The sequence below is a fragment of the Phenylobacterium haematophilum genome, assembly GCF_014196295.1.
Classification (GTDB): Bacteria; Pseudomonadota; Alphaproteobacteria; order Caulobacterales; family Caulobacteraceae; genus Phenylobacterium; species Phenylobacterium haematophilum.
Genome location: NZ_JACIDK010000003.1, coordinates 360,544 through 380,922, shown reverse-complemented (window position 1 = coordinate 380,922; position 20,379 = coordinate 360,544). Strand labels below are relative to the sequence as shown.

The following is a 20,379-nucleotide window of genomic DNA, read 5'->3' as shown; positions in this document are numbered from 1 at the left end:
GGGCGTTTTCTTTTTGCCCGCGTTCCAGGCTAGGCTCGCCGAGAGATCGGGGGAGAGGGCGTTGGGAAGAACTATCGCACTATTCGTGTGCCTTGCGTTCGCGTTCCTGATTGGCTGGGCCCAGGAGCGCACGCCCGCTCCCCTGCCCGTCGACGCCCCTGCCACGGCCTTCTCCGCCGCCCGCGCCATGGCCGACATCGAGGTCATCGCCAAGACCCCTCACCCGATGGGCAGCCCGGCTAACGCCGCGGCCCGCGATCACGTCGTCGCCCGGATGACAGCGCTCGGCCTCTCCCCGCAGGTGCAGCGCGCGGAGGTGCTGCGCCAGGAAGACGGCAGGATCGCCGGCGGCGCTGTGGAGAACATTATCGGCGTGCTGCCCGGGGCCGACCGCACCGCGCCGGCGGTGGCGCTCATGGCGCACTACGACAGCGTCCCAGGCTCGCCCGGTGCGGCGGACGACGCCTCCGGCGCCGCCGCAGCCCTGGAGATCGCCCGCGCGATCAAGGCCAAGGGCCGACCCGCCCGAGACATCATTCTGGTGATCACAGACGGCGAGGAGAGCGGCTTGCTTGGCGCGCAGGCCTTCTTCGACCAGCACCCGCTGGCCAGCCGCATCGGATTCCTGCTCAATATGGAAGCCCGGGGCGGCGGCGGCCGCGCGCAGATGTTCCAGACCGGATCTGACAACGCCGGCACGATCGAGTTCTTCCGCAAGAGCGCCGTCTCGCCGGTCGCCTCGTCCCTCACCGTCTTCCTCTACGAGCACATGCCCAACGACACCGACTTCTCGGTGTCCGAAGCCAAGGGCGTTCCGGGTCTGAACTACGCCTTTATCGGCAGCCAGTTCGACTATCACGCCTCCACCTCGACGGCGGCCAACCTCGACCAGGGCTCGGTGCAGCACATGGGCGAGCAAGTGTTGGCCGCGACCATCGCCGCCGCCGAGGCCAAGACGCTGCCGGCCAAGGGCCCGAACCTCGTCTACGCCAACACCGTTGGCGGCCACATTCTCGCCTATCCGCAAGCGGCCGGCTGGGTTGTCGTGGCCGTCGCGGGCGTGATGCTGACGCTGGCCATGCTGCGTGCGCGGAGGGCGGGAGCGCTATCGTTCTTCGACGTGCTGAAGGGGATGGGCGCGGCCCTCTTCACCCTGACCTTCGCCGCCGCGGCGTTCCGCCTCGCCCGCCTCGCCACCGGCGTTCCATTCGGCTTCCCCGAGCAGGGCCAGTTGCTGGCCCAGGCCGGCCGCTGGGAGACTGCGCTCGCCCTGCTGGGCGTCGGCGCGCTGCTGCTCGCCGCCGCCGCCGCAGGCCGCGGCCGCACCCGGCTGGCGGGCGCCGTGCTGGCGCTGATCGCTGGGGGCGCCTGCTCGGCCTTTGGACAGTTCGACGTGGCAGGCTTGGCGCTCGGGGCGGTCGCTGCGGTGCTGGCGGTGCTGAGCTTCGGACGGCCAACGCGCCTGGCTGGCGCCTGGGCCGGCGTCCTGGCTGCCGGCTTACTGGTCGCCGTGACCCTGCAATACGCCGCGCCGACCACCGCCTTCCTGGTCGGCTGGCCGCTGGTCCTCGCCAGCCTCGCCGCGGCGCTGACCACGCTCGGCGCTCGCCGCACCCTGACCGTGCTCATCGTCCTGACGATCGCTGGCGTGCTCGGCCTGTCGTGGCTGCTGGCGTTCGGGCATGGCATCTACCAGGGTCTGGACCAGCCCGAGTTGCTGGCGTTGATCGTCTGGCTCGCCGCCCTGGCGCTCTGGCCGCTGGCCCAGCCGGCCGAGGACCAGAAGGGTGCGCGGATGTCGGCTCTGGCCGTCATCCTGCTTGGCGCGGTCGCGGTCGCCGTGGTGCGGCTCGATCCGCCCTGGACCGCCCGCCACCCGCAGGCCACCCACGTCGCCTACTACTTCGATCGCGAGGCGGCGCGCGCCTATCGCATCAGCGACGCGCGCAGCCTGCCAGCCTGGACGCGCGGCGTGCTCGGCGCCGACGGCGGCGCGGTGGAAAAGATGAAGCTGCCAGGCCTGCGGCGCGACGGCGTCTGGGCGGCTCCGGCCGCCGTCGTCGCCGTCCCGCCGGGCGGCATGAAGTTCACGCGTCAGCCGGACGGCAGCTACCGTCTGCACCTCGACGCGCCGGGCGCGCGCACGCTCTTGCTGCGCCTCGACGCCAAAACCAAGCTGGAGAATGCGGCCGTCAACGGACATCCACTCAAGCCGTTTCCGGGAGGTTCAGCCCGGATCAACTGGGAGGCGCCCACCGAGGGCCTTACCCTGACCTTCCGCGCGGCGGGCCCTGGAGCGATCGACGTCAAGTATTCCACGGTCATCGACCAATGGCCGGCGGAAGCGAAGCCCTTGCCCGCTCGCCCCGCCGACCTGATGGCCATCGGAACCTCGGGCGCAACCATCGTCGGCGGCGCCCGCAGGTTCACTTGGTAGCGCCTTACTTCTCGAAGGCGGCCGTGATCTTCAGGTCGACGTCGTCGCCGACCACCGGCAGGGCGTAGCCCAGGCCGAAATCGCTGCGCTTGATCTTGGCGGTGGCTTCGAAGCCGACGGTGGCCGCCTTGCTCATCGGATTGGTCCCAGCGCCGGTCAGCTTGGCGTCGAGGGTCACCGGCTTGGTCACGCCCTTCAGGGTCAGGTCGCCGTTGATCTTGGCGGTCTGGCCGTCGACGACGACCGAGGTCGAGACGAACTTGGCGGTCGGGAACTTCTCGACGTCGAGGAGGTCCTTGCTGGCCAGGTGCTTGGTGAAGCCGGGCGAGGTCGTGGTCGAGCCCGACATCGGGATGTCGATGACCACCTTGGCCGCCGAAGGATTGGCCGGGTCCAGGGTCAGGCTGCCGGTCATCTCGCCGAACATGCCGTACAGGACCGAGAAGCCCATGTGGTTCAGGGACCAGACGACCTGAGTATGGTGGCCGTCGACCTTGTAGGTCGCCGCGGCGATGCGCGAGGTGTCCGGGGCGCCGGGCATCTGGGCGAAGGCCGGGGTGGCGATCAGCATCGCCATGCTCGCGGCCGCGAGAAGCTTCTTCATCGTCTGCAGTTCTCCGAAAATCGAAATGGCCCAGATCGGACCTAGATCGAACCCCACCCGCCGTCCGTCAAGAACAAGCGCTGGTTTTCACAAGACCGTCGCGGGTCTGGCGTACCGGCGGGCGAACGCGCTATGCCGATCCCGCTGAGCCCACCCAGGCCACGGAGGACCCGCATGACCGCGCAGGACGAAATCATTATCTATCACAATCCCGCCTGCGGGACCTCGCGCAACACCCTGGCGCTGCTGCGCGAAAAGGGCCTCGAGCCCACCGTCGTCGAGTACCTGAAGACCGGCTGGACCAAAGACCAGTTGGTCGCCCTCGCGGCCAAGATGGGCGTCTCCCCCCGAGAGTTCCTGCGCGAACGCGGCACCAAGGCCGTTGAGCTCGGCCTGACCGATCCGGCCACCTCCGACGAGGCCGTCATCGCGGCCATGATCCTCGATCCGATCCTCGTGAATCGCCCTATCGTCTCGACCCCAAAGGGTGCGGCGCTGTGCCGTCCTGCCGAACTGGTCCTTGGTCTGCTCTAACCGGAGCTGTGAGGGTCGCCGGATTGGTTACCGGCGATTAACCATATCGGTAGAGAACGGTTAAGCCGTTCGCCAGTTACGACGCAGCTTTCGCATTGGCCGGCAGGCCGTGTGGCGTCGCGAGTACGGGGGCACGATGCAAGAGTTCGATCCGCGACGTCCGACCTTTCGGCTGACTCCGCGCCTGGCCATTGGCGCCGCCGGCGTCGCCGCCCTGGCGCTAGGCTGGAAGCTGACCGCCGACGAGGCCGCGGCTCCCACCAAAGCGCCGCTCGATCCGGCGGCGATCACCGCCCTGCAGCACGCCGCCTTTACTCAGTCCGAAGCCCAGCCCGGTTTCGGCCGTCCGCGGAGCGTCCCGGTCAAGGTGCTGCCTGGTGAGACGCTGGAGTCCGCTGTCGAGCGCGCCGGCGTGCCGCGCGACGAGGCCCGCCGCGCCGTCGAGACCCTGGCGGAGGCCATGGACACGGTGCACATCAAGGCCGGCATGGCCTTCGACGCCGCCGTCGCCAAGCCGCGCGGCGAGCGCGGCCCGGCCCGCCTCGTGGGCCTCTCGCTCCGCACCGGTCCGGCCCAGTCCATCACCCTCTCGCGCACGTTCGACGGCGCCCTGCGCCTGCGCGAGCTGGAGGAAAAAATCCGCGACGAGCAGATGGTCGCCCGCGGCGAGATCACCGGCTCGCTCTACGAGAGCGCCTCGCGCATGGGGGCCAACCCCTCGATCGTCGCCGGCATGGTCAAGCTGTTCTCGCACAAGGTCGACTTCGACCGCGACCTGAAGCCCGGCGACGAATTCACCATGGTCTTCGACCGCAAGGTCACCGAGAGCGGCCGCACCATCGAGACCGGCGACCTGGAGTACGCCCAGATCAAGGGCGTGCAGTTCTATCGCTTCGAGCGCCAGAACGGCGATGTCCAGTACTTCGACGAAACGGGCAAGAACATCAAAGGCTTCCTGCTGCGCACGCCGGTCGACAACGCGCGGATGACCAGCCGCTTCGGCATGCGCCGTCACCCGATCCTCGGCTACAACCGCATGCACCAGGGTATCGACTTCGGGGCCGGGACCGGCACCCCTGTGCTCGCCGCCGGCGACGGCGTCGTCGTCGAAGCCCGACGCTGGGGCGGCTACGGCAACTGGGTGCGGATCCGTCACTCCGGCGGCTTCGAGACCGGCTACGCTCACCTCTCGCGCTTCGGAAAGGGCATCAAAGCCGGCGCGCGCATCAGCCAGGGCCAGGTCGTGGCCTATGTCGGGTCGACCGGCGCCTCCACCGGCCCGCATCTGCACTACGAGATCTGGCAGAACGGCAAACGCGTGAACCCGATCGGCGCGAAGGTGCCGCAGGGCACCGTGCTGGCTGGCGGCGAACTGGCCGCCTTCCGCGCCCAGAAGGCCCGCATCGACGCTCTCGTCCGAGAGCAAGGCGCCGACGAGGCGCCCGCCCGCTTGGCGGTCGCCGACACCGCCCCGCCCCTGGCGCTGCGACGTTAGGTTGTCCTAGGGGAAGCCGCCACGCGGCTTCCAACCGGCTCTCGCGCGCACTAAAGTGGCGGATCGAACCCTGCTCGCGCGGAGAGCCGCCTTGACTGCATCCGTCAATCCCAAGCCCCGCGCGCGTTACGCCGCCAAGCGCGACGCCATCATGGCGGCCGCGACCCAGGTGTTCGCCGACCAGGGCATGAGCGGGTTCACCCTGGCCGCCGTGGCCAAGCGGATGGACCTGCACCCGGTCAGCCTCACCTACTACTTCAAGCGCAAGGAAGATCTCGCCGCGGCGGTGTTGCGCGACACCATCGCCCGCTTCGCGCTCATGCTCGACGAGGCTGAGACCCACACCACTCCGGCCGAGCGCCTGACCGCCTTCATCGCCGCCTACTTCGAAACCCGCCGCCGCATCGAGGTCGGCGAGGAGGATGTGCTGGCGCCGTTCAGCGAAGTCTATCTGATCGAAGGCGAACAGAAGCAGCCAGTGATCCAGAGCTTCGAGGCGCTCTACGTCCGCATCGGACGACTGCTGAAGTCGGACGACACCCCGTGGGTCAGCACGCCGCGCCGCCAGGGCCTGGCGCGACTGGTGGTGAACCAGCTCACCTGGGCTGACACCTGGCTGCCGACCTATGAGCCGCAGGACTATCCGCGCGTCGCCGCCCGGCTAAGCGACATCATGATCAACGGCCTCCCGGCCGTCCATCAGCCCTGGCCCGACGGACCGCTGCTGCAGCTTGGCGCGCTGAGCGCCGAAAACGACGAGGTCACCCGCGACCGATTCCTGCTGGCCGCGACGAAGCTGATGAACCGCGAGGGGTACCGCGGCGCGTCGGTCGACAAGATTTCGGCCGAACTCAAGGTCACCAAGGGTTCGTTCTATCACCACAACGCCGACAAGGACGAGTTGGCCGTCGCCTGCTTCGGCGCCACCTTCGACCTGATCGACCAGGCCAAGCGCGAAGCAGCCAAGGCGGGCAGCAACTGGACGCGGCTGTGGCTGGCGGTGACTTCGCTGGGCATGCTGCAGGCGCAGAGCGCCGGCGGACGGCTGCTGCGCCACCATTGCATCGCTGCGGTGCCGCCGGCCATGCGCCGGCAGATGCTGGTGCGGTTCCTCCAGACGACGAACTCATTCGCCGGCATCATCGCCGACGGCGTGGCCGACGGCTCGATCCGTCCGGTCGATCCGCTGCTCGCGGCTCATGCGATGATGGTGACGTTCAACGCCTGTCTACCGCTGGAACCGCGGCGGCGCCCGGTGGTCACGGACGGGGTGATGGAGGAGTACCTCCGCCCGGCCTTGCTCGGCTACTTCGTGAAATAGAACCCCCGGGCCGGGTGCGATCCGCCCGGGGGCTCCCAGCCTCCTACTTGGTCGGGGCCTTGGCGGCAGGAGGCGTCTTGGCGACGGTCGTCGCCTTGGCTGGCGAGCACTTGGCGTAGTGCCCCTTGGCGTCTCGGCACTTTTCAGGCTTGGCCGGGGTAGCGGCCGAACACTTGGTGAAATGCCCCTGGGCGTCGCGACACTGGGTCGCGGCCGAGGCCGCGCCGCCGGCCGAAAGACCGGCGACGAGGGCCAGCGCCGTCATCAGGGACAGACTGCGGAACATGGCGTTTCCTCCTTGGCTCGCCCGGCTACTTGGCGGCAGGCGTCGTCGCAGTCGCCACCCGAGCGGCCTTGTGGTGCGACTTATGCTTCTTGTGATGGGCGGCGGGCTTGGCAGGCGCGGACTGGGTCGCCGGGGCGGCGGTCGGCGCAGCGGCCATGGCGACACCGGCCAGGGCGAGCGAGGCGGCCAGCGAACCAGCGACGATGAGGGTGGGCTTCATGGGACTTGCTCCGAACGGCGGGGACATCCGCCTGTCAGCAAGCCTCGCCCCGCCACCTGACGCGCCCCGGGCGCGGGCCTTACAAATAGTTGAGCGAGCACCCGCCCACGAAAAAAGCCCTCCCCGAGGGGAGGGCTCCAGATCGTCCCCAGCGGGGGAATTCTTCGTCAGTCGAAGACGATGACCGAGCGGGCCAGTTCGCCCTTCTTCATCTCGTCGAAGCCTTCGTTGACCTGCTCCAGCTTGATGCGCTGCGAGATCATCTCGTCGAGCTTCAGCTTGCCGGACATGTAGAAGTCCACCAGGCGCGGCATGTCGACCGGGAAGCGGTTCGAGCCCATCATCGAGCCCTGGATGCGCTTCTCGGACAGGAAGGCGAAGCCCGGCAGGGTGACGGTCTGGCCGATCGGGATCATGCCGATGACATTGGCGGTGCCGCCGCGGCGGAGCATGCCGAACGCCTGCTCGGCGGTCTTGGCCAGGCCGATGGCTTCGAACGCGTGGTGCACGCCGCCCTTTGTCATCTCGAGCACTTCCTTGACCGCGTCGGTCTTGGAGGCGTCGATGAAGTCGGTGGCGCCGAACTGCGAGGCTAGGTTGCCCTTCGAGGACACCATGTCGATCGCGATGATCCGCGAGGCGCCGGCGATCGCCGCGCCGTTGATCGCCGCCAGGCCGACGCCGCCGCAGCCGATGACCGCCACGGTCTCGCCCGGGCGGACATTCGAGGTGTGGATCGCCGCGCCGACGCCGGTCATCACCGAGCAGCCGATCAGGGCGGCGCGGTCCAGCGGCATGTCCTTGCGGATCGCGACGCAGGCATGCTCGTGAATCAGCATCTGCTCGGCGAAGGACGACAGGTTCAGGTACTGCTGCATCGGGCCGGTGGTGGCCTTCAGACGCGGCTCCTGTTCGGCGTCGCGCTTGGTGTCGGGGGACACGCACAGCGACAGGTGGCCGGTCAGGCAGAACTCGCAATGGCCGCAGTAGGCCGAGAGGCAGGTGATGACGTGGTCGCCCGGCTTCACGGTACGCACTTCCGACCCGACCTGCTCGACGACGCCGGCGCTCTCATGGCCCAGCACCGCCGGGAGCGCCGTCGGATAGGAGCCTTGCATGAAGTGCAGATCGGAGTGGCAGAGGCCGGCGGCCTTGGTGCGGATCAGCACTTCGTGCGGGCCCGGCTTGTTGATCTGGACGTCTTCGATTTGAAGCGGCTTGCCCACTTCGCGCAGCACTGCGGCTTTCATCTACGGCGATCTCCCCAAGCGACGCCCGATCGGGCGCGGATTATCGAAGCCACGGTATGGCCGCGGCGCTCGTCACGCCAACCTTATCGCTGTTCAGATGGCCGTGGCCAAGGACGTTTTTGGCCTGAGCCCCCCGATCGGGCGCTGGAGATGTTGCTTGTGGTTACTTCGGCGCCCAGACTTCCGCGCGGCTGGTCGATGAGATGATGTCAGAGCCCGAGGTGCTGAGGCTCGACATCGGCACCTTCGTCGTCTTGCCCTTCGAAGACAGGGTGACCATTCCGCCGTCGACCTTGACGACCTGGCCGACCTCGGCGCCGGCCGCATCCTTCACCCGCGACCCCGCACGCAGGTCGGACGTGGTGGCCGCGGTGTTCACGCCCCGCCCGGTCTCGGCGACCGGCGGAGCCTCGTAATTCCTGCCTGGCGGGTTCGCCGGGTTGTCGATCGGCGGGTTGACGCCGCGACCTTGCTCGTAGGGCATCGGTTGTTGCGCCGCGGCCGATGCGGCCAGCGCCGCGAGCGCGGCGCCCGCGAGGGCGGGTAAGAACTTGGCGTTCATCTTGGGTCCTCCGGAGGCCCGCCCAGCCGCGACCCAACCCTGGTCCGCGCGCGGAGTTCCCCGACGCGTCCAATCGTGATCAGGCCTGCGCAGTGCGGCCGCCCAGGCGCAGCTTGGGCCAGGCCAGGCGCGGCAGGGCCGGCAGATGCAGCCTCCAGGAGGTGCGGGCCGGAATGCAGGCCTCCAGCGACGCCAGCAGCGGCTCGACCGGACCGTCGCTGATGAAGTGGTTGCCGCCCGGCACCCGCTCGAAGCGGATCGGCTTCCAGCTTGCGGTCTGCACCGCAAGCCGTTCGGCGATCTCGATGGGCGCGAAGTCGTCCTTGTCGCCGTGGATCACGTGCACTGGGATGCGCAGCCGCGCGAGCGCCTTGTGCAGGTGCTCCAATTGGCTCGGCTGCCCCGACACCTCGAGCACCGCATGGCGCAGGTCGCGCGGAATGACCTTCAAAAGTTTGGTGCCCAGATGCACCAGCCAGCGGGCGGTCGGCCCGGACTCGCCGAAATAGCCCGACAGCATCACCAGGCCGGCGACGCGGCGGGGGTTCTGCTCGGCCATGATCGAGGCGATGGCCGCGCCGTACGACTGGCCGACCAGCAGAACTTTCTGGCCTGGCCGAGCCTGCAGCAGGGGCGCCAGCGCGCGCGCCTGGACCTGTATATCGCCGACGTATTCCACCGGCTCGGAACCGGCATAGCCGGGGCGGTCGACAACCACCATCTCGCGGTCGTCGGGCAATTCCGCCAGCACAGGGGCCCAGTACTCGGCCCAGGAGGGCGCGCCAGTCACGACCACGATCTTCCAGGGTGCGACGCGCTCACGGGGGGTCGTGATCGCGGAGATTTTCCAGCCAAGACCGCCGCCCGCCTCAAAGCGAAAGCGTCGTACGACGCTGTCCGGATAATCGTCGGACGTCGGCACGTGTTCGGTCCGGCCGCTCGCGGCCGATGTGAAACATGCCCATCCCACGGACAGCACGCCCTTGGGTCTCTTATGCAAGGTTCAGCTCCCAACTCGGATGCCTGATGCAAGGTGAACGCCTTGGGGCGACGGCAGTTTCGTTGCGTCGCAACATCTCAACCGAAGGGAGATAGGTTCGCCTCAGCCGTCTCCGAACAAACGGCTATCCGGTCAGGCCGCCATGCGCGCCTTGAAGACCCCGTCCGGCAGATCCCCGGCCCGTTCCGGGTGAACGAAGAAGTAGTCCTTCCAAGGCGCCTCGACGTCGACGTCCGAACATTCCTCCAGACGGTCGCCGTTGACCGCGAACATCCGGTAGCCGCGGGACAGGAACACCTCGAGCACCGCCCGCGCCGTACCGCCGAACCGGCCCTCCAGCATCAGCGGGTGGATCTCGATCAGCACGTGCGGCAGGTCGCGCGCGATGATTCCCTCCGCGCCCTTCAGCGCCTTCAACTCGGCGCCCTCGACGTCCATGCGGATGAAGTCGACCCGGCTCAGCCCTTGGGATTCGCAATATCGGTCGAGGGTCGTCACCGAGGTGGTCTCGACCTCGGCGCCCATGTCCTCGAAATCCGGGCGCACAGGGCTCCGCGGACGCTCGGCGGCGACATAGGCGTAGCCGCGCGCCATCCGCCCGGACATCTTGATCGGCGTCACCAGCAGCAACTCGCCGGGGATGTCCGCGACCGCCGTATTGACCGGAGTCACGTGGGCCGAGATTCCGTGCCAGGCCAGACAGGTCTTGAGCACCTCGAAGGTGAAAGCCGACGGCTCGAAGGCGTGGACCTGCGCCATCGGCGCCACCTGGGTCATCACGTAAGAATGCCGACCATCGCTGGCGCCCACGTGCAGGCAGACCGGCGCACCGCTGAGCAGATCGGCGAGATACGGGGTCTCGGGCTCGTGCTTGGCCCACGTCCTGTTACGGCGCCAGGCGCGATAGGCGTGACCAAGCACCCTGATAGAAGGCATGGGTACTTCCTCGTGGCCGGCCTCTTTACGCTGCGTCCCGCGTCACCGTCACCATGTAGTTGATGTCGCAGTCCGCCGAGCGGACCCACCGGTCGGTCAGCGGATTGAACGCCACGCCGTACGGCCCATGCACCGCGACCGGCTCTCCGACGAGGAAGCCGCGCAGTTCTTCCGGCTTCAGAAACTTGTTCCAGTCGTGAGTTCCGGCCGGCACCCAGCGCAGCACATACTCGGCCCCGATCTTGGCCAGGGCCAGCGCCTTCAGCGTGCGGTTGAGGGTCGCTACGATCATCAGCCCGCCGGGCGCCAGCAGCCGTGCGCAGTCGCGCAGATAGGCCCCCGGATCGGCCACATGCTCGATCACCTCCATGTTGAGGATCACGTCGAACGGGCGTTCGCCGGCCGCCAGCAGATCCTCGGCCGTCGTGGCGCGGTAGTCGATGGAGAGCCCCTGCTCGGCCGCGTGAGCGCTGGCGGTGCCGATATTGCGCTCTGAAGCATCGACGCCGGTCACCTGGAAGCCGAGCCGCGCCATCGGCTCGCACAGCAGCCCGCCGCCGCAGCCTATGTCCAGCAGCCGCAGGCCCTCGAAGGGGCGGATCGCCTTCGGATCACGCCCGAACCGCTCCTGCACCTGATCTCGGATGAACGACAGCCGCACGGGGTTGAACTTGTGCAGCGGGGCGAACTTGCCCTTCGGATCCCACCATTCGGCGGCGATGCGCGAGAATTGTTCGACCTCTTTCGGGTCGATCGAGGATGCGGACGCAGACGACATGAAAGCCTTTTCCTACCGAGCGACGGATGGCGCCAGCCCCTATCGGCCGCCAAGGCCTAGAATGGGCGCCATCTTGCGCGGGGCGCGTCCTTTTCGCGCCTGCGAAGGCAGACATTGCCCCTGACGGCGGGCCCCGCTATTAGGCGCAGCCTTCCCTCTCAAGCGGAGCTCCTGCGCTGTCTCGGCTAGTGATGAAATTCGGCGGCACATCTGTCGCCGACCTCGAGCGTATCCGACGCGTCGGCCGCCTGGTGGCGGCTGAAGTCGCGGCCGGACATAAGGTCGCCGTCGTGGTGTCGGCCATGGCCGGCAAAACCAACGAACTGGTCGCCTGGACCGACGGCGCTGGCGCCGCCGCCCAGGGCCTGCCCTCGTCGGACGACGAGTACGACACCGTCGTGGCGTCGGGCGAGCAGGTGACCGCCGGTCTGCTGGCCATGACCCTGCGCAACATGGGCCTGCCGGCCAAGTCGTGGCTGGGCTGGCAAATCCCGATCATCGCCGACGACGCTCACGGCCGCGCCCGCATCGACGACATCCCGCCCGAAAAGCTGGCCGACGCGCTCGACGCCGGCGAAGTGGCCGTGATCGCCGGCTTCCAGGGCGTGACCCGCGACGGCCGCATCGCCACTCTCGGCCGCGGCGGCTCGGACACCAGCGCCGTGGCCATCGCCGCGGCGGTGAAGGCGATCCGTTGCGATATCTATACCGACGTCGACGGCGTCTACACGACCGACCCGCGCATCGAGAGCAAGGCCAAGAAGCTCGGCAAGATCTCCTACGAGGAGATGCTCGAAATGGCCTCGCTGGGCGCGAAAGTCCTGCAGACCCGTTCCGTCGAACTCGCCATGGCCCAGAACGTGCCGGTGCGGGTGTTGTCCAGTTTTGTCGAGCCCGGCGAAGCGCCCGGCCAAGGCACCATCGTGTGCGACGAGGAAGAGATCATGGAAAAGCGCATCGTGAGCGGCGTCGCCTACAGCCGTGACGAGGCCAAGATCAGCCTGTTCGGCCTGCCCGACCATCCGGGCGTCTCATCGGTGATCTTCGGCGCGCTGGCCGACGCAAACGTCAACGTCGACATGATCGTGCAGAGCCACGCCCGCACCGCCGACACCGCGAACATGGAGTTCACGGTCGGTAAGCGCGATGCGCAGCGCGCCGTCGAGATCGTCCGCGCCCATCAACCGCAGATCGGCTTCGACGACGTGCAGGTGAACGAAGACGTCGCCAAGGTTTCGGTCATCGGCGTCGGCATGCGCAGCCATACCGGCGTGGCGAAGACGATGTTCCAGGCCCTGGCCGACAAGGGCGTGAACATCCAGGTCATCTCGACCTCGGAGATCAAGATCAGCGTTCTGATCGACGCGGCCTATACCGAACTGGCGGTGCGCGCGCTGCACGCCGGCTTCGGCCTCGACCAGCTCTAGAGTTTGAGCAACACCCGGCCGCGCTCGCCGCGGGCGGCGAAGCGATCGAAGGCGGCGTCGGCGTCCTCCAGGGCGTAGACGCCGTCGATCGCGCGCGGCCATCGTCCGCGCCGAGGGAACCGACGCGCTCACCCTGGCCCGCCTGGCCGAAACAGGCCGGCCTCACCCAGCCCTCGAGCAGCACGGCGCGCCCCTCCGCCGACAGCGGCGACCCGGGCCGCCGCCATTCCCTCGCGGGCCGCCGCGGCCGGGCGTTTTAGCCGCGCGGAGGCGGTTGCGGCCCTGTCGCGGATCATGCTGGGCGCACTCCGTCCGTCCTAGCCGAGGTCAGACCGAACGCCGCCCAGACCCCGGCGACGGCGAGCGGCAGCACCGCGACGAACACCCAGAGGCCCGCCGACCTGGCGCTGGCCTCGCTCAAACCTTCCGAGAACCCGACCAGATTGGCCACCGCGCCGGCCGCCGCTGCGCCCACGGCCGAGCCGGTGAGCCTCACCGTGGTCATCGCCGCCGCGCCGATCGCCCGCTCGTCGCCGTCCGGCAGCGAAGCCAGGATGCGCTGGCTCATGAACGCCCAGGACAGACCGAAACCGCCGCCTAGGAACAGGCCCGCAACCACCACACCGACGACGGAGGCCGAGGGCATGGTCAAAGCCGCGAACGCGACGCCCAGGGTGGCGACGACCGCCCCCAGCCGGATCATCCGCCGCGGCCAGGCCCCGGTCAGGTGCGCCACCAGCAGGCCCATCACCGTCCAGGCCGCCGCCTCGCCGGCGACCACGTAGCCGGCCTCCAGCGCCGTCAACCCGGCCAGCTTCTGCAGGATGGCGGGGCCGTAGATCGCAAAGCCCATCGAGGCGACGGTGAGCAGGAACATCGCGGCGAATCCCGCCCCGGGAATGGTGGTCAGGTCGCTCGCGCCCTTCGGCAGCAGCCGCGTGCGCGCGCGCCCATCGAACCAGACCGTGAAGGCCAGCAGCAGGCAGCCTAGGGACGTCAGCAGCCCCGAACGGAGGAAATCGCGGGCCATGTCGGCCAGGCCGATGGCCATGACCCCGGCCGCGATCAGCGCCAGCTGCGGCCAGGCGACCTTGGCGGCGTCGTTCCCTCGGTCGCTGGGCAGCATGACATAGGCCGCCCAGGCCACGCCGACGCCCTGGATCGCAAACAGCCAGAACACCCAGCGCCACGCGCCGAGGTCGGCGAATATCCCGCCGATCAGCGGCCCCAGCAGACTGGCCACGCCCCAGATCGCAGTGATCGTCGCATAGACCCGCGGCAGCAGCCGGTCGGGGAACATCAGGCCGATGGCGACCGAACAGAACCCGACCACCCAGCCGCCGCCGAGCCCCTGCAGCACACGCCCGATTAGAAAGCTGGCGATGTCGGGCCCGCCAGCGCTGAGCGCGCAGCCCACGGCGTAGAGCACCGCGGCGGCCGCCGTCGCCCGCCGCAGGCCGAAGCGCAGGCCGAGCAGGCCCGAGCTCGCCCCGGCCAGCACCGAACCCAGCAGGAAGCCCGCCGTCGCCCAGCCGAAATAGGCGTAGCCGCCGAGGTCGGCCCCGACGCTCGGCATGATCGTCGCCGTGACCATCGAGTCGGCGGCGCTGATCCAGACGCCCAGGCATATCAGCACGAACCGGGGCAGCCGCCCCTCGCCAAACACATCCGCCCAACTTCCGTCCGCGCGCGCCGCAGCAGCCATTTGACAATCTCCAACTTTACATTTTAGGCGCTAGACCCGGGACGCAGGTTTTGCAATCATCTATTTGTCAAATGCGCAGCACATCCGACCAGATCCTCCTGCTGCTGAAGAGCAAAGGCCCAGCCCAGACAAAGGCGATCGCCGAGGCCATGGGTGTCACCCGCCAGGCCGCCCGTCTGCAAATGGAAAAGTTGCACGCCGAGGGGCTGGTCGAGCACGTCACCGAACGCATGGGGGTCGGGCGCCCCCGCCGATCCTGGTCGCTCAGCGCCAAGGGCGACGAGCGGTTCCCCAACACCCATGCCCAACTGACCATCGAACTGCTGGAGGCGGTCCGCAGCGAGTTTGGCGACGAGGGCCTGGACCGGCTGGTGGCGCGGCGCGAGCGCGCCATCGAGGTCGGCTACCGCCGCGCGCTCGCCGCCGCCGAGACGCTCGAGCAGAAGCTGGAACGCCTCGTCGCCGTGCGCGCCGCCGAGGGCTACATGGCCGAGTGGACCCCGCTCGCTGACGGCGGCTATCTGCTGATCGAAAACCACTGCCCGATCTGCGCGGCGGCCAGCGCCTGCCAGGGGTTCTGCCGCTCGGAGCTGGCGCTGTTTCGCGCCCTGCTCGCGCCAGCCGGCGTCGAGCGCACCGACCACATCCTGGCGGGCGCGCGGCGGTGCGCCTACCTTGTCACGCCATGGACATCGTCGCCTTCGAGCACCTGAACGCCGCCCAACGCGCCGACTGCGCACGCATCCTACGCGAGGCCTTCTCACACATCTCCGCCTACCAGGAGGACGGCGAAGCCGAGGCCGAGGTCGAGACCTTCCTCACGGTTCCCGAACGCTTCGCTCTGGCCGCGCTCGACGGCGAGGCCGTGCTGGGCCTGATCGGCGGCATCGACACCTACAGCCACGCGGCCGAACTGCATCCGCTGGCGGTCGACCCGCGCCATCATGGCAAGGGGGTCGGCGCGGCGCTGACTGCGGCGCTGGAAGCACGCGTGGCGGCCATGGGCAAGCTCACCGTCTATCTCGGGACCGACGACGAGTTCGGCGGCACCAGCCTGTTCGGCGCCGACCTCTTCCCGGACGCCCTCGCCAAGCTGGCCCAGATCGCCCCGACCAACGGCCACCCGTTCTTCTTCTATCGCAAGCTCGGCTACGAGGCGGTCGGAGTGGTGCCCGACGCCAACGGATTCGGCCGGCCGGATCTGCTGATGGCCAAGCGGGTCGCGCGCGGCTAGCCCGGCATCGGCAGCTGGAAGTTCGGCGACCAGTGTGTCGCCGTGCCGGCGCTCACGTACCAAGTGAGCAGCAGCGCGCAGATCAGCGCCCCGGGCAGATGGCTGCCGGTGCGCCGCCAGGTGAACACCGAGATCACCCCGACCAGCGCAAGCAGCGGCACGAACTGGATGGCGATGATGGTGTTCAGCGGCTCGGCGATCGCCAGTCGGCCGGTCAGGAACAGTGCGCCGTACTGAACCGCAAGCAGCGCGGCGAACCCTAGCGACATCGCCGCCATGCCGGCGAAGTAATGGCTCCAGCGCCCCTCGCCCGCCACCGCCAGCCGGCTATGCAGACCGCGCAGCGCGATCACGAAGAAGGCCGTCCAGAGCGGCAGATAGGCCAGCACATAGCCCAGATGGCGCAGGTCGAGCGGCTTCAGACCAACGACCCAGAAGCGATAGTCGACATGCAGCACGCCCGCCACCACGACCAGGGTAAGATAGCCCACCGCCACCGTCAGCACCGCGATCACCACCGATCTCGGCCAGTCGGCGCTCACCGCCGGCTTCGGCGCCTTGCTCGCCAGGCCGATCACCAGGGTCAGGGCCGCGCCCCCCAGCGCCCAGACCAGCAGCTGGTTGGTGATCCACTGCGGGTAGAGCGGCATCGGCAGGAACAGCATGCCGACCTTCATCAGAGGGAAGTAGGTGATCGCCGGCAGCGCCGCCGTCACCGCGAAGAATAGCCACCATCGGCCGTCGCGGCGCGGAACGACGGGCGCAGCCGGCTGTGGTCGCCGATCCAGTCGGTGCAGCCAGCGCACGCTGAGCAGGATCTCGAACGCGGCCAGCAACACCACGGCCATCCCGGCGAAGGCGATCAGGGTCCCGACCTCCTTCCAGAACCAGATCTGGTGCTGCGGCGGCAGCGGCCGCGCCTCACCTTCCAGGGTGCGCTGGAACCAGTCGATGGCCGGCGCCACGCCGACCGAGGAGAAGTGCTCCCATGGATGTGTGACCGGCGGCACATAGAGAACATGTGCAGTCCCTGCCGCGAGGTCGCCGTAGATACGGCCTGGAACGATCGGCTCACCCGTCCCGAACAGCGCCTGCAGAGCAGGCGAGCGCGGAACGTCGAAGCCGCGCGGGACTTGCCACATCAGCTCGGCGAACTCGTCGTAGCCGCCGAACACCAGCGCCAGGTTGCGCAGGTCGGCCCTTGCCTCGGAGCCGAACACGGCCCCGATCGCCGGGGTCGAGCCCAGCAGGACCGCGGAGCGATAGCCATCCGGATCGGAGGCCGCGGCGCCGACCACCGGTCCGCCGCCCAAACTGTGGCCGGCCAGGCCGATATTGGCCCTGTCGACCTGCGGCAGGCTCTTCAGGTAGCGCAGCGCCGCCGGCCCGCCGAAGTCGTTGGCTCCGACGATGGCGTCTGAATAGCCGTGGCCCGGTTGGTCCATCGCCACCACCACGAAGCCGCGCCGCGCCAGTTCGATGGCGAAGGCCGACTGCATTTCGCGGGTGTTTATGTACCCGTGGCTGAGCAGCACGCCCGGCGCCGGCGTCTCCGCCGTGGCCGAAGCCGGCGTGTAGAGCAGCGCCGAGAGCGTCGTGCCACGGTCGCCGGCGAAGCGGACATCGCGCACGCTCACCCCGCCCGCGGTCTGCACCAGCCAGGCGAGCAGCGCTCCGCTCAGGATCACCGCAAGCCCCCCGACCAGCCCCAGCCAAGCCTTCCCCATCGCCGCCGCCCCCGAACGCTGTTATGTGGGGACTATGGCGGTGACCGCCCCCGTCAGGCAATCAGGCAGCAAGCTCTAACCCTCGGGCTTGGAGGACGTGACCGGAATGGTCACGCCCCGTCGACCGGCTTGCCGTGCAGACGCGCCGGGTTGGTCGGCTCCGCCGCCCCGCGCGCAGCAAGATTCTGCGGGCGGTCGAGCATGGCGGCCGCGAACAGCAGCAGCACCACGGCCAGAAAGGCTCCGACCACCCCGAACACCGAGCGGGCGGCGCGCGTCCTCTCGCGCCTGGCGAGCCGCCGTTCCCACGCCTCGACCGCCTCGGGATCGATCATATGCAGCACGCCGGGCGCGTGTCCTGCAGCGAAGCGGAAAAGCCCGGACACGAGACGATGACGGCGGCAAAGCCGCAGCCGCCGCCAGAAGCCCAGCGTCTGCGGCGGCCCAGCGCGCAGAGTCATGTAGCCGAGATGATGGTGGTGGCGGCGATTGCTAAGCCGCTCGACCATGCCCAGCGCGCGCTCGCGGGCCAGCGCGTCGCGGATCTCCGGCGCGAGATCCCAGCGATCCTCTTGATCATACCAACCGAAGTGCTGAATCGCGCCAGGCAGCAGCACGTCGCCGCGCGGCGCGAAATGCAGCAGCACGCGCGCCAGCCCCACCTCTGTGTCGGCGAATATTTCCAGGTTCGCCATGGATTCCGAACGCAGCACCGCGTCGAGCGCGGCCGTCAGGGCGGCCCGATCAGACCCCTCCACCCCCAGCAGTTGCTCGAGCCGCCGGCAGGCGCGCCAGTGCGCTTCGTGCGGAGGCTCCTCGAGCGTGAACGGCTCGGCGGCCGGCGGCCTCTCCTCCACCAGTTCGGGGCGCTCGACCTCGGCCGTATGGGTAACCTGCAGGCGCACCGCCTCGTGCGCGGCGATCGCCATCGCGTGCTCGTACGCCTGCCGCAACAGCTGGAAGCCGGCGGCGTCGTCTTCCGGATGTGTCCTCTTCAGTTGCAGGGCGTACGCGCGCTTGATCGCCCGCTGGTCGTCGGTCGGGTCGAGGCCGAGAACCTCCCAGATCGACCGCCCGCTCAAAGGAAGCTTTCGCCTTCCAGCTGGTCCAGCGCCGCCAGAAGCTCACCCCGCGCCAGCACCACCGCCCGCGGATCCTGCCGGTCCAGTACGCTTTCGAACTGACCGATCAGCCGGGCCACATAGTCGCGGCGCTCGCCGATAAAGTCTTCATAGCAGCGGCCCGCCCGCGCCATCGCCGCGCGGTTGCGGGCCTCGTCGCGCGGATGCACCTTCAGCTGCGCCAGCGCGGCACGACGCGTCGCCACGTCGGCGTCATCCACATTTTCCTCGTCGACGACGACCAGCTGCCGCCGCTCGCCCGTCAGCGGCACCTCGACATCGACCTCCAGCAGGCCGTTGATGTCGTAGGTGAAGCGGCACTTCACCTCGACCTCTCCGGCTGGCCGGGCGGGGATCGGGATCATGACGTCGCCGAGCTTGATGTTCTCGGCCACCCAGCGCGCCTCGCCCTGATAGACGCCGAATTCAATCTGCCGCTGGCCGGAGCGCAGGGTCCGGAAGGACTCGACCCGGCTGGCCGGAATGGTCGTGTTGCGCTCGATGATCGGCGAAAACAGGCCCGTGCGGATCTGGCCGTTCGGACCATGCTCGCCGACGTCCACGCCCAGTGAGTAGGGGCAGACGTCAGTCAGCACGACCTCGTTCAGCGCGGCGTCCCGCGCCTTCAGCCCAGCCTGCACCGCCGCCCCGCGGGCGATCGCTTCGTCGACATTTATAGAGGCGGCCGGGAAACGGCCGAACATCCGCGTCACGGCCTTGCGGACCATCGGCATCCGGGTGGCGCCGCCGACCAGCACGATCTCGTGCAGCGCGCCGATCCGCAGGTCGCTGTCGCGCAGCGAGCGCAGCACCGGATCGCGCAAACGGCTCAGCAGGCCCTCGGCCGCCGCCTCCAGCGCCTCGGCCGTCACCTCGTGCTCGTAAGCCTTGTCCTTCCAGACCACCGACAGCCTGGCGGTCTGCTTCTCCGACAGTTCGCGCCGGCCGCGTTCGGCCGCCGCGCGCAGGCGCTGCCGCAGCGCGACGTCGTCCCGCGCCGCCTCGCCCCATTCGGCGTCGAACCGACGACGCAGCATGTCGACCACCACGTCGTTGAAGTCCTCGCCCCCCAGTCGGTTGTCGCCGGCCGAGGCGCGCACCTCGACCACCCCGTCGAACAATTCGAGCACCGAGACGTCGAAGGTGCCGCCGCCTAGGTCGAACACCAGGAAGCGCACCTCGTCGCCCCGCTCGCCGATGCCATAGGCCAGCGCTGCGGCGGTCGGCTCGTTGATCAGCCGCTCGACCTTGAGCCCCGCCAGTTCTCCCGCCCGCCGCGTCGCCTTGCGCTGCTTGTCGTTGAAGTAGGCCGGCACCGCGATCACCGCCTCGGTGACCAGCTCGCCGAGAAAGGCCTCGGCGTCGGCTCTCAACGCACGCAGCACCAGCGCCGACAGCTCCTCGGGCAGGAAGTCGCGATGGCCCAGCCGCGTCGCCTTCTGGCTGCCCATATATCGCTTGAACGCCGTCGCCGTGTCGTTCGGATGGGTCGATTGCCGCTCCCGCGCGGCGATGCCGACCAGCAACGCGCCGTCGTCGGCGATGCCGACCGCCGACGGCGTCAGGTAGTGGCCAAGGCTGTTGGGGATCAGCTGCGCCTCGCCGTCCCGCCAGACGCCGATCGCCGAGTTGGTGGTCCCCAGGTCGATGCCGACAATCACCGCCGTACTCCGAGCTCACCGCACGGGCCTCGGACATCCGGCCCTGCGCCCTCCAACGCGCCTCAGCCAGGACGATTGCGT

Annotated in this window: 19 protein-coding genes; 7 read left to right on the top strand and 12 right to left on the bottom strand. The window is 68.9% G+C overall.

Annotated elements, in window-relative coordinates; genetic code table 11:
* The first annotated feature begins 85 nt into the window (after positions 1–85).
* Entirely contained in the window at positions 86–2,437 is a 2,352-nt protein-coding gene (locus tag GGQ61_RS12645) for a M20/M25/M40 family metallo-hydrolase (protein ID WP_183773296.1), read from the top strand.
* A 4-nt stretch (positions 2,438–2,441) separates the two neighbouring features.
* On the opposite strand, the gene GGQ61_RS12640 is transcribed toward GGQ61_RS12645, so the two are convergent.
* Positions 2,442–3,041, bottom strand: a complete 600-nt coding sequence (locus GGQ61_RS12640) for a YceI family protein (protein WP_183773294.1) — start codon at positions 3,039–3,041, stop codon at positions 2,442–2,444.
* 174 nt (positions 3,042–3,215) lie between these two features.
* Between GGQ61_RS12640 and arsC the strand changes: the two genes are divergently transcribed.
* From arsC to GGQ61_RS12625, 3 genes are all read left to right on the top strand, one after another.
* A complete protein-coding gene (arsC, locus tag GGQ61_RS12635) occupies positions 3,216–3,575 on the top strand; it encodes an arsenate reductase (glutaredoxin) (protein WP_183773292.1) in 360 nt (119 codons plus the stop codon).
* A 136-nt stretch (positions 3,576–3,711) separates the two neighbouring features.
* The gene (locus GGQ61_RS12630; RefSeq protein WP_183773290.1) at positions 3,712–5,070 is read left to right on the top strand and encodes a M23 family metallopeptidase; all 1,359 of its coding nucleotides are present in this window, start codon (positions 3,712–3,714) and stop codon (positions 5,068–5,070) included.
* 91 nt (positions 5,071–5,161) lie between these two features.
* Complete coding sequence (locus GGQ61_RS12625) at positions 5,162–6,391, top strand: TetR/AcrR family transcriptional regulator (RefSeq protein ID WP_183773288.1); 1,230 nt, start codon at positions 5,162–5,164, stop codon at positions 6,389–6,391.
* Between the two features lie 43 nt (positions 6,392–6,434).
* On the opposite strand, the gene GGQ61_RS12620 is transcribed toward GGQ61_RS12625, so the two are convergent.
* From GGQ61_RS12620 to ubiG, 7 genes are all read right to left on the bottom strand, one after another.
* A complete protein-coding gene (locus tag GGQ61_RS12620; RefSeq protein ID WP_183773286.1) occupies positions 6,435–6,677 on the bottom strand; it encodes a hypothetical protein in 243 nt (80 codons plus the stop codon).
* Between the two features lie 25 nt (positions 6,678–6,702).
* On the bottom strand, positions 6,703–6,897 hold the full coding sequence (locus GGQ61_RS12615; protein ID WP_183773284.1) for a hypothetical protein: 195 nt from the start codon (positions 6,895–6,897) through the stop codon (positions 6,703–6,705).
* Between the two features lie 167 nt (positions 6,898–7,064).
* Entirely contained in the window at positions 7,065–8,147 is a 1,083-nt protein-coding gene (locus GGQ61_RS12610) for a Zn-dependent alcohol dehydrogenase (RefSeq protein WP_183773281.1), read from the bottom strand.
* Between the two features lie 163 nt (positions 8,148–8,310).
* Positions 8,311–8,709: a hypothetical protein gene (locus GGQ61_RS12605; protein ID WP_183773280.1), complete on the bottom strand. Its 399-nt coding sequence runs from the start codon at positions 8,707–8,709 to the stop codon at positions 8,311–8,313.
* A gap of 79 nt (positions 8,710–8,788) precedes the next feature.
* Entirely contained in the window at positions 8,789–9,709 is a 921-nt protein-coding gene (locus GGQ61_RS12600) for an alpha/beta fold hydrolase (protein ID WP_183773279.1), read from the bottom strand.
* Positions 9,710–9,841: 132 nt separating this feature from the next.
* A complete protein-coding gene (locus GGQ61_RS12595; RefSeq protein WP_183773278.1) occupies positions 9,842–10,645 on the bottom strand; it encodes an FkbM family methyltransferase in 804 nt (267 codons plus the stop codon).
* Positions 10,646–10,670: 25 nt separating this feature from the next.
* Entirely contained in the window at positions 10,671–11,423 is a 753-nt protein-coding gene (gene ubiG / locus GGQ61_RS12590) for a bifunctional 2-polyprenyl-6-hydroxyphenol methylase/3-demethylubiquinol 3-O-methyltransferase UbiG (RefSeq protein WP_183773277.1), read from the bottom strand.
* A 176-nt stretch (positions 11,424–11,599) separates the two neighbouring features.
* On the opposite strand from ubiG, the gene GGQ61_RS12585 reads away from it, so the two are divergent.
* Entirely contained in the window at positions 11,600–12,850 is a 1,251-nt protein-coding gene (locus GGQ61_RS12585; protein WP_183773833.1) for an aspartate kinase, read from the top strand.
* 292 nt (positions 12,851–13,142) lie between these two features.
* Here GGQ61_RS12585 and GGQ61_RS12580 read toward each other — a convergent pair whose 3' ends face one another.
* Complete coding sequence (locus GGQ61_RS12580; protein ID WP_183773276.1) at positions 13,143–14,555, bottom strand: MFS transporter; 1,413 nt, start codon at positions 14,553–14,555, stop codon at positions 13,143–13,145.
* A 71-nt stretch (positions 14,556–14,626) separates the two neighbouring features.
* Between GGQ61_RS12580 and GGQ61_RS12575 the strand changes: the two genes are divergently transcribed.
* Together GGQ61_RS12575 and GGQ61_RS12570 are read left to right on the top strand one after the other, a co-directional pair.
* Positions 14,627–15,268: a helix-turn-helix transcriptional regulator gene (locus GGQ61_RS12575; protein ID WP_183773274.1), complete on the top strand. Its 642-nt coding sequence runs from the start codon at positions 14,627–14,629 to the stop codon at positions 15,266–15,268.
* Positions 15,241–15,789 (top strand): GNAT family N-acetyltransferase, encoded by a 549-nt coding sequence (locus GGQ61_RS12570; protein WP_183773272.1) that lies wholly within the window; start codon positions 15,241–15,243, stop codon positions 15,787–15,789. The genes GGQ61_RS12575 and GGQ61_RS12570 overlap by 28 nt, the downstream gene beginning before the upstream one ends.
* Here the strand turns inward: GGQ61_RS12570 and GGQ61_RS12565 are convergent.
* The 3 genes from GGQ61_RS12565 to GGQ61_RS12555 all read right to left on the bottom strand — a co-directional run bounded on the left by GGQ61_RS12565 (position 15,786) and on the right by GGQ61_RS12555 (position 20,298).
* Entirely contained in the window at positions 15,786–17,516 is a 1,731-nt protein-coding gene (locus GGQ61_RS12565) for an alpha/beta hydrolase (protein WP_183773271.1), read from the bottom strand. The two genes, GGQ61_RS12570 and GGQ61_RS12565, sit on opposite strands and share 4 nt — an antisense overlap.
* Positions 17,517–17,626: 110 nt before the next feature.
* Entirely contained in the window at positions 17,627–18,598 is a 972-nt protein-coding gene (locus tag GGQ61_RS12560; RefSeq protein WP_183773269.1) for a J domain-containing protein, read from the bottom strand.
* Positions 18,595–20,298: an Hsp70 family protein gene (locus GGQ61_RS12555; RefSeq protein WP_183773267.1), complete on the bottom strand. Its 1,704-nt coding sequence runs from the start codon at positions 20,296–20,298 to the stop codon at positions 18,595–18,597. The genes GGQ61_RS12560 and GGQ61_RS12555 overlap by 4 nt, the downstream gene beginning before the upstream one ends.
* Positions 20,299–20,379 lie beyond the last annotated feature (81 nt).